Origin of the sequence: Trinickia sp. (assembly GCF_051961175.1) — a bacterium.
GTDB lineage: Bacteria > Pseudomonadota > Gammaproteobacteria > Burkholderiales > Burkholderiaceae > Trinickia.
On the sequence record NZ_JBQCDN010000448.1, the window covers coordinates 1 to 8,380 of the forward strand.

Below are 8,380 nucleotides of genomic sequence, written 5' to 3' on the forward strand. Positions count from 1 at the left end.
GGCCGGCGCTTAACCCAAGAATCCATTCCGAGTGCGGCCCGGGCTTGTCTTCGGCCCGCGGCCGCGTATATACCGCTACCTGGGAGTTAAGAAGTCATGAAAGACGTCTATCTGAAGTTTGGCAATCCCGCCATCAAGGGCGAATCCGCTGACAAAGATCACAAGGACTGGATCGAAATCAGCTCGTGGAACCACTCGATCGTTCAGCCGCGTTCGGCCACGGCTTCGACGGCCGGCGGTGCGACGGCTGAGCGCTGCGAGCACGGCGACATGCTGTTCACGAAGGATATCGACGTGGTCAGCCCGCTGCTGTATCAGCACGCTTCGGGCGGCACGACGTTCGATGAAGTGACGGTCGACTTCATGCGTTCGGACGGCGAAGGCAACCGCGTCAAGTACCTCGAAATCAAGATGAAGTACGTCATTATTTCGAGCGTGACGCCGAGCGTTGTCGGTGAAGGTCTGCCGACGGAACAGTTCTCGCTCAAGTACGCTGCCGTGCAATGGAAGTACACGCAGCAGAAGGTGGGCGGCGGCCAAGGCGGTAACGCCCAAGGCGCGTGGAGCCTGACGAAGAACGACAAGACCTACGCGGTCTAAGTCTAAGTTGTCCTAATCGATACGCCGCGCGCTCCCTGGGGGGCGGGCGGCGTATCGTTCAATGCGATGTGTATTTGTTTGAGCAGGCTGCCCCATGAAGCGCTTCGAACCGAGCTTGCTCGATAAGCTCTTCGACGACGATCCCCGCTCGCCCGCGCCCGCGGCGATGCGCCAGTGGTCGCTCGACGAGTTGAAGGGCCGTGTGGCGCGCGATGTCGAGGCGCTGCTCAATACCCGTATCGTGATGACCGAAGAGGAGCTGGCGAAGCTGCCCGAATGTCAGCGCTCCGTGCTCACTTATGGGTTGAATGATTTTGCGGGCTTGAGCTTGGCGAGCCACTACGACAGAACGTTCATCTGCGAATCCATCGAGCAGGCGATTGCCCGGCACGAGCCGCGCCTGCAGGACGTGCGTGTATCGCTGGAAGTGGGCGAGCAGTCGACCAACGCGCTCAATTTCGTCATCCGAGCGAAGCTCGTCGTCCATCCGGCCGAAGAGCCGGTCAGCTTCGACGCCATGCTGCAAGCGTCCACATTGCAATATTCAGTCACGCGGTCGCGCCGCGGCACGGACGCAGCGCGTTCCCGGGTGCGCGAACCGGGACTCGGCTAGGTCGAGAAAAGCGCACAAGCGGCCTGAAGCGTGTATCGGGCAAATCAGGGCGCCGGGGATCATAGATGGAAGCGTTGCTGCCTTACTACGAGCGCGAGTTGGCGTTTTTGCGCCGCTATTCGCACGATTTCGCCGAGCGATATCCGAAGATCGCGGCGCGGCTTGCCTCGGCAGGCGAACAGGGCGACGACCCGCATGTCGAACGCATGATCGAAGCGTTCGCGCTGCTGACGGCCCGCGTCAACAAAAAGCTCGACGACGATCGTCCCGAATTTACCGAAGCGCTGCTCGAAGTGCTGTATCCGCACTATCTGCGGCCGTTTCCCTCTTGTTCGATCGCTCAGTTCAGCCTCCCCCGCGAAGGGGCCCCGGCGAAGCCGACGGTCGTCCCCCGCGGCACGCCGTTGGTCTCGCGTGAAATCAAGGGCGTGCCTTGCCGCTTCCGTACCGCCTACGATGTGACGCTCGCGCCGTTGCGCCTGGCGCGCGCCCGTCACACGCCGCTGGCCGAAGTCGCGCCCTCGGCCGTCACGCTGCCCGGCGATGCTTCCGCGCTGCTCTCGTTTACGTTCGAGACGATGCTGCCGGAAGGCGCGCTCGGATCGTTGGAGATGTCGACGGTACTGGCCTATCTTCACGGCGAGCAATCGTTTATCGCCGCGCTCACCGATTGTCTGTTCATGAAAGCGGTCGGCGCTTACGTCGAAACGCCCGAAAGCCGTCAATGGCGAGCGCTCCCGGCGATGCCGATCGAGCCGGCCGGCTTCGCGCACGACGACGCGCTGATCGACTATCCCGCCAAGTCGCACCCTGCCTACCGCGTGTTGACGGAGTACTTCGCCTTTCCCGAGAAATTCGATTTCATCGATTTCGACTTGGGGGCGATGCTGAAGATGGCGGGACGCTGCCGGCGCGTGACGCTGCACGTGGCCCTGGGCGAGTTGCGCGACGAGCCGCATATCGAGCGGCTCGTCGAATCGCTGAGCGTCAATCATATTCGGCTCTTTTGCACGCCCGTCGTGAACCTGTTCGCGCACCGCGGCGAGCCGATTCACGTGAGCCATGAGGAAGTGGCGTATCCGGTCGTTGCCGACGCCGCCCACGCGCGCGATTACGAGGTCTACTCGATCGACGACGTGCGCCGCGTCGAGACCCGGGCGGACGGTCAAACCATCACCGAGTTCCGGCCGTTCTACGCGCTTCATCACGACGAAGCGGCGCGCGTGGGGCGCTACTGGTTCGCCCGCCGCAATGATTGGGTCGCACAGAACAGCCCCGGCTATGAGACTGAAATTTCGATCGTCGATGCCGACTTCGCACCGCTCGAAGCGCGCACCGATACGCTGAGCCTCTCGCTCACCTGCACGAATCGCGATTTGCCTGCGCGCCTCGCAATCGGGCTCGAAGGCGGCGATGTGTTCGCGCAGTCCGATATCGTCTCGGGTTCGATCGGGCTGCTCTCGCGGCCGAGTCCGAGTGTGCGCGTGCCGCGTGGGGCCGCGATGGGTTGGCGGCTCGTGTCGCATCTCTCGCTCAATCACGTCTCGCTGGCCGCGCAGGGCCTTGCCCCGCTCAAGGAATTGCTTGCGCTCTACGATGGGCGGCGCACGGCGGTCTCGGCGCGGCATATTGCGGGCATCGTCGGCATCGAGCAAAAGCCGGCCGTGCATTGGCTGCCCGGGCGGCCTTACGCCACCTTCGTGCGTGGCGTGGAAATTCGATTGACGTTCGACGAAGCGCACTACGTTGGGACGAGCCTCGCCACGTTCGTGCGCGTGCTCGACACCTTCTTCGGCCTGTTCGTCCGGTTGAACAGTTTCGTCCAACTCGTGGCCCTCGCGGGCCGCACAGGCGAGGAGATCATGCGATGCAGACCGCGCAGCGCGGCATCGACGCTGGCGTAGTCGAGCGCCTGCTCGACCAGCCTTTCCGATTCAAATTCTTTCAGGCGGTGCGGGTGCTCGAGACGTGGTTCTCGAAGGAGGAGCCCGTGTCCGACGATCGCCGCGATCCAGGCATTACGTTTCGCAACAGCCTTGCGCTGACGTTTCCGCCCAGCGAGATCGAGCATGCGGTGTCGTACGACGAGGCCGGCGATGTGCTCGCCGGGCCGGATGCCGTGCGCACCGCGCTCGCGCAAAGCAAAATCGAGCGCATCGAGCTGACGCCCGCTTTCTTCGGCCTGCTTGGCGGCCAAGGCGCGTTGCCGCTGCACTATACGGAGCAATTGATCGCACGGGCGCAAGTGCAGCGCGATCATGCGGCCCGAGAGTTCTTCGACGTCTTTTCAAGCCGCGCTACAGCGCTCTTTTATGCCGCGTGGAAAAAATACCGGCTGCCGTTTCACTACGAGCTCGATCGCGACGAACGCTACCTGCCGCTCTTGCTGGCGCTCGCCGGTGTACCGGACGCGTCCGCGCGCGCGCATCTGCAAGAAGGACCGGGCGCGCTGATCGACGAAGCGATTGCGGGCTACGCGCTGCCGGCGCGCCATCGTCCGATGTCGTCCGCGTATCTCGAGCAGGTGTTGACCGATTATTTTCGTGCGCCGGTGCACGTCGAGCAGTTCTCGGGCAAGTGGTACGCGGTGCCGCAAGAACGGCTCTCGGTGCTGGGCAAGATCAATGCGACGCTCGGGGCCACCGCGCTCGCCGGCGAACGCGTGTGGCAGCGCGACATGCGTGTGCGCATCGTTGTAGGGCCGCTCAACAAGCGCGATTACGAAGCGTTTTTGCCCGACGAGGGGCGTGCGATTGCCCTTGAACGCATGCTGATGCTGCTCGCAGGCATCACCATCGAATACGAAGTATCGCTCGTCCTGGCGCGCGAGGAAGTGGGCATGAGCCGCCTTGGCAAGGGCGCGCGGCTCGGTTACGACGCCTTCCTTTGCACCCGCCCGGCCGAGCGCGATCGCGACGACGCGCGCTATGAACTGAACGTCATTCACTGATATCGATCCGACCAACGAATAAACGAACAAACGAATATCGACCCGACATGAGCACACCCCTTAAGACTCTCATCGCCAAGCTCGACACGCTGTGCCTGAATGCCGCGACGCGCGCTGCGAGCCTTTGCCTCGCGCGCGGCCACTACGAAGTCGATCTCGAGCATCTGTTGCTTGCGCTGATCGAGGACAATACGAGCGATCTGTCGGTCGTCCTGCGCGCGAGCGGGCTCAGTGCCGAAGTGCTGCGCACGGATCTCGAACGCGAGCTCGAACGGTTCAAGACGGGCAACACGCGTACGCCGGTGTTTTCTCAACACTTGATCTCGCTGTTCGAGCAAGCGTGGCTGATCGCCTCGCTCGATTCACACGCGGCACGTATTCGTTCGGGGCACTTGCTGCTCGCGCTGTTGACGTCGCCCGAACTCGCGCAGTTCGCGGAGCGGATGTCGCCGGTATTGACGAAGGTGCCAGTCGAACAGCTCAAGCACCGGTTCGACGAAGCGACGGCGGGTTCTCGGGAAGCCGTGCCTGTGGCCGGCGCTCCAGCAAACGGCGATGCGCGAGCTGCCGACGGGGCCGTCGATCCCACGTTGCCGGCTGCGCCCTCGAAGACGCCGGCACTCGACACCTATACGACGAATCTCACGCAGCGTGCGCGCGACGGCGAGATCGATCCCGTGATCGGCCGCGAAGCTGAAATCCGGCAAACGATCGACATCCTCATGCGTCGCCGTCAGAACAACCCGATCCTGACGGGCGAGGCGGGGGTGGGCAAGACGGCCGTGGTCGAAGGGCTGGCGCTGCGGATCGCCGCGGGCGACGTGCCGGCGCCGCTCGTCGGCGTGGCGCTGCACGTGCTCGATATGGGGCTGTTGCAGGCCGGCGCGAGCGTGAAGGGCGAGTTCGAAAACCGCCTGAAGAACGTCATCGACGAAGTGAAGAAGAGCGCGACGCCGATCATCTTGTTCATCGACGAAGCGCATACGATTATCGGCGCGGGCGGCCAAGCCGGACAGAACGATGCGGCCAACCTGCTGAAGCCGGCGCTCGCGCGCGGCGAGCTGCGTACGATCGCGGCCACGACGTGGGCCGAGTATCGCAAGTATTTCGAAAAAGACGTCGCCCTCGCGCGGCGTTTCCAGGTGGTGAAGGTCGAGGAGCCCAGCGAGGCGCTCGCCTGTGCGATGGTGCGTGGGCTCGCGCCCCGCATGGAGGCGCACTTCGGCGTGCGCATTTTCGATGAAGCGATTACCGAGGCCGTGCGTTTGTCGCATCGCTACATCACGGGGCGGCAGCTGCCGGACAAGGCAATTGGCGTGCTGGATACCGCCTGCGCGAAGGTGGCGCTGGCGCAGGGCTCGACGCCGGCCGTCATCGACGATGCGCGTAAGCGGATCGAACGGATCGACGCCGAGATCGCCGCGCTTGAACGCGAGAGCGTGACGGGTACGGCAGGTGCGGCGCACGACGAACGGCTCGAACGGCTGCGCGCGGCGCGCGAAGCGGACGTCGCCGCGCTGACGGCCGACGAGGCGCGTTACCAAGAAGAGCGCGCGCTGGCGAAGCGGATCGAGGCATTGCGCAATGAGCTTGCCACGACTACGGCCGCGGCCACCGCCACCGTGTCAGCGGATGCATCCACTGCTATTGCTGGTGCCGACACGCGAGCCGCGCACGCACAGCGTGAAGAACTCGCTCAGCTCACGACGAAGCTCGAAGCGTTGCAGCAGCCGGGCGCAATGGTGCCGCTGCAGGTGGACGGGAACGTCGTCGCCGCGATCGTGGCTGGCTGGACAGGCATCCCGCTCGGCCGCATGGTCAAGGACGAGATCGGCACCGTACTGAGCTTGAACGACCTGCTCGGTGAGCGTGTCATCGGCCAGGACCATGCGCTCGATGCGATCGCACAACGCGTGCGCACAGCCAGCGCGAATCTCGAGGATCCGAACAAGCCGCGCGGTGTGTTCCTGTTCGTGGGGCCGTCGGGCGTCGGCAAGACCGAAACGGCGTTGGCGCTCGCCGATATCCTCTACGGCGGCGAGCGCAAGCTCGTCACGATCAACATGAGCGAGTATCAGGAAGCGCACAGCGTCTCGGGCCTGAAGGGCTCGCCGCCGGGATATGTGGGCTACGGCGAAGGCGGTGTGCTGACCGAAGCCGTGCGGCGCAATCCGTACTCGGTTGTCCTGCTCGACGAGATCGAGAAGGCGCACCCCGATGTGCTGGAAATGTTCTTTCAAGTGTTCGACAAAGGCACGCTCGACGATGCCGAAGGGCGTGAGATCGACTTCCGGCATGCGTTGATCATCCTCACGTCGAATGTCGGCTCGACTGCCGTGATGCAGGCTTGCTTGAATCAGGCGCCGGAAGCGCTGCCGGATGCCGACGCGCTGGCCGAGCTGCTGCGTCCGCAGTTGTACAAGGCGTTCAAGCCCGCGTTCCTCGGCCGCGTCAAAGTGGTCCCGTACTATCCGATTTCCGACGACGTGCTGGTTGAGATCATCGAACTGAAGCTCGGCCGGATCCGCTCGCGTATCGCCGAGAATCATCGCGCCGCATTCTCGTGGGACGAATCGCTTGTCGACGCGGTGCTTGCGCGTTGCACGGAAGTGGATTCGGGCGCGCGCAACGTCGACCACATTCTCAATGGCACGCTATTGCCCGAACTCGCGCAGCACGTGCTCGGCCGCATCGCCCAGGGCGAGCGCATCGAGCGCATTGCCGTGCGTGCGCTCGAATCGGGCGAATTCGAATACAAGGTAAGTTGATATGGCCATCGATCTCGCTCCGCTCATCGCACCGCTCGAGGGCGCTTCGCCTTGCGGCGAAGATCTGCTGTTCTCGTCCGATTTCGACGCGATCCAACATGCGCGCAAATTCGACGATCCGTCGCTCGATCAGGGCGAGTGGATCACCGAAATCAAGGAAGCCGATTGGGGCTTCGTGATCGAACGCTGCACGCTGTTGCTTAGGACGCAAACCAAGGACTTGCGCCTGGCTGCCTGGCTGACCGAGGCGTTGGCAATGAAGCAGGGCGTGGCGGGGCTGTCGCAAGGCTATGCGCTGCTGGCGGCGCTGGCCGAGCGCTATTGGGACACCGTGCATCCGCAGCCCGACGGCGATGACATCGAGTATCGTCTCGGCACCGTGAGCTGGCTCGTGGGCCGCACCGCGCAGCTGCTGCGCGAGGTGCCGCTTACACAGTCGTCGGCGGGGGAATTCGGCGGGCTCGATTGGGAGGTGGCGGGCAGTGTCGCGCAAGCGCAGCGGCGCGATCCCGAGCGTGCCGATGAAATCGCGCGCGGCAAGCCGTCGCTCGAACAGATCGAAGCGGCCAAGCGTGCGACGCCGCCAGCGTTCTATAAGACGCTGGTCACGGATTTGAAGGGGTTCCAGGCGGCGATGGTGGCGCTCGAGCAAGCGCTCGATGCGCGTGCAGGAAATGCCGCGCCGAGTTTTCGGCAGACGAAGGAGGCGTACGAGTATGTGCTCGGGCTGGCCGAACGCTTCGCACGCGATGTGGGAGCGAAGCTGGAGCCGACGCCCGCGCCTGAGCAACCCGATGCGGGCCCGACCGGGCGCACCGAACCCACCTTCAAGACGGCCCCTTCTCTCGAGACTTCGATGCCGAACAACACTGCTGCGCTTAGCGTGGTGCGCCCTGTCGGCGCGATTCAAAGCCGGGCCGATGCGGTCGCGCAGTTGCGGGCCGTCGCCCGATTCTTGCGCACGACCGAGCCGCATAGTCCGGCGGCTTATCTGGCGGACAAAGCGGCCGAATGGGCTGATATGCCGCTGCATGAGTGGCTGAGCGCGGTTGTCAAGGATGACGGCTCGCTTGCGCATATTCGTGAGTTGCTGGGTGTGAAGGCTGACGACGCGAGTTGAACGGGGCGTGGCGACTGCGCGCACCATGACGGGAGTTTGAGCGATCCATGTCGATCGATGAAACGGAGGTGCGCGATGCTTGGGATCGAAACGCGAGGCTGTGGGCGGAGCGTGTGCGCTCCGGGGTGGATCGCTATCGCGCGGTGTTCAACGATCCGAGTTTTCTCGCGGAATTGCCGGATCTGGTCGGACGTGAAGTCATCGATCTCGGGTGCGGGGAGGGTGCAACGACACGCGCGATCGCGCGCCGCAGCGCGCGTGTCACGGGCATCGATCTCTCGCCTCGGATGATTGAATTGGCTCGGGCCGAAGAGCAACGCGAGCCGCTA

7 protein-coding genes are annotated in these 8,380 nt (G+C 64.0%); all 7 read left to right on the forward strand.

Going from position 1 to position 8,380, the window contains the following annotated elements:
- The first annotated feature begins 96 nt into the window (after positions 1-96).
- On the forward strand, positions 97-600 hold the full coding sequence (locus ACTHL0_RS25610; RefSeq protein WP_440569875.1) for an Hcp family type VI secretion system effector: 504 nt from the start codon (positions 97-99) through the stop codon (positions 598-600).
- Positions 601-694: 94 nt separating this feature from the next.
- Positions 695-1,213 carry a type VI secretion system baseplate subunit TssE gene (gene tssE, locus ACTHL0_RS25615; protein ID WP_440569876.1) on the forward strand — a complete coding sequence of 173 codons (519 nt, stop codon included), beginning with the start codon at positions 695-697 and terminating at the stop codon, positions 1,211-1,213.
- A gap of 65 nt (positions 1,214-1,278) precedes the next feature.
- Positions 1,279-3,117: a type VI secretion system baseplate subunit TssF gene (gene tssF / locus ACTHL0_RS25620; RefSeq protein WP_440569877.1), complete on the forward strand. Its 1,839-nt coding sequence runs from the start codon at positions 1,279-1,281 to the stop codon at positions 3,115-3,117.
- On the forward strand, positions 3,081-4,163 hold the full coding sequence (tssG, locus tag ACTHL0_RS25625) for a type VI secretion system baseplate subunit TssG (protein ID WP_440569878.1): 1,083 nt from the start codon (positions 3,081-3,083) through the stop codon (positions 4,161-4,163). Before tssF ends, tssG begins: the two co-directional genes overlap by 37 nt.
- Positions 4,164-4,210: 47 nt before the next feature.
- On the forward strand, positions 4,211-6,931 hold the full coding sequence (gene tssH, locus ACTHL0_RS25630; protein ID WP_440569880.1) for a type VI secretion system ATPase TssH: 2,721 nt from the start codon (positions 4,211-4,213) through the stop codon (positions 6,929-6,931).
- Between the two features lies 1 nt (position 6,932).
- On the forward strand, positions 6,933-8,051 hold the full coding sequence (tssA, locus tag ACTHL0_RS25635) for a type VI secretion system protein TssA (protein WP_440569881.1): 1,119 nt from the start codon (positions 6,933-6,935) through the stop codon (positions 8,049-8,051).
- A 47-nt stretch (positions 8,052-8,098) separates the two neighbouring features.
- Positions 8,099-8,380: methyltransferase domain-containing protein (locus tag ACTHL0_RS25640; RefSeq protein WP_440569882.1), on the forward strand; the 282-nt coding region annotated here is incomplete at its 3' end.

Bases quoted from the DNA above. Each gene is read 5' to 3' on its own strand.
- tssA (WP_440569881.1), top strand. From the start codon at position 6,933: ATGGCCATCGATCTCGCTCCGCTCATCGCACCGCTCGAGGGCGCTTCG.
- tssF (WP_440569877.1), top strand. From the start codon at position 1,279: ATGGAAGCGTTGCTGCCTTACTACGAGCGCGAGTTGGCGTTTTTGCGC.
- tssH (WP_440569880.1), top strand. From the start codon at position 4,211: ATGAGCACACCCCTTAAGACTCTCATCGCCAAGCTCGACACGCTGTGC.
- tssE (WP_440569876.1), top strand. From the start codon at position 695: ATGAAGCGCTTCGAACCGAGCTTGCTCGATAAGCTCTTCGACGACGAT.
- tssG (WP_440569878.1), top strand. From the start codon at position 3,081: ATGCAGACCGCGCAGCGCGGCATCGACGCTGGCGTAGTCGAGCGCCTG.
- ACTHL0_RS25610 (WP_440569875.1), top strand. From the start codon at position 97: ATGAAAGACGTCTATCTGAAGTTTGGCAATCCCGCCATCAAGGGCGAA.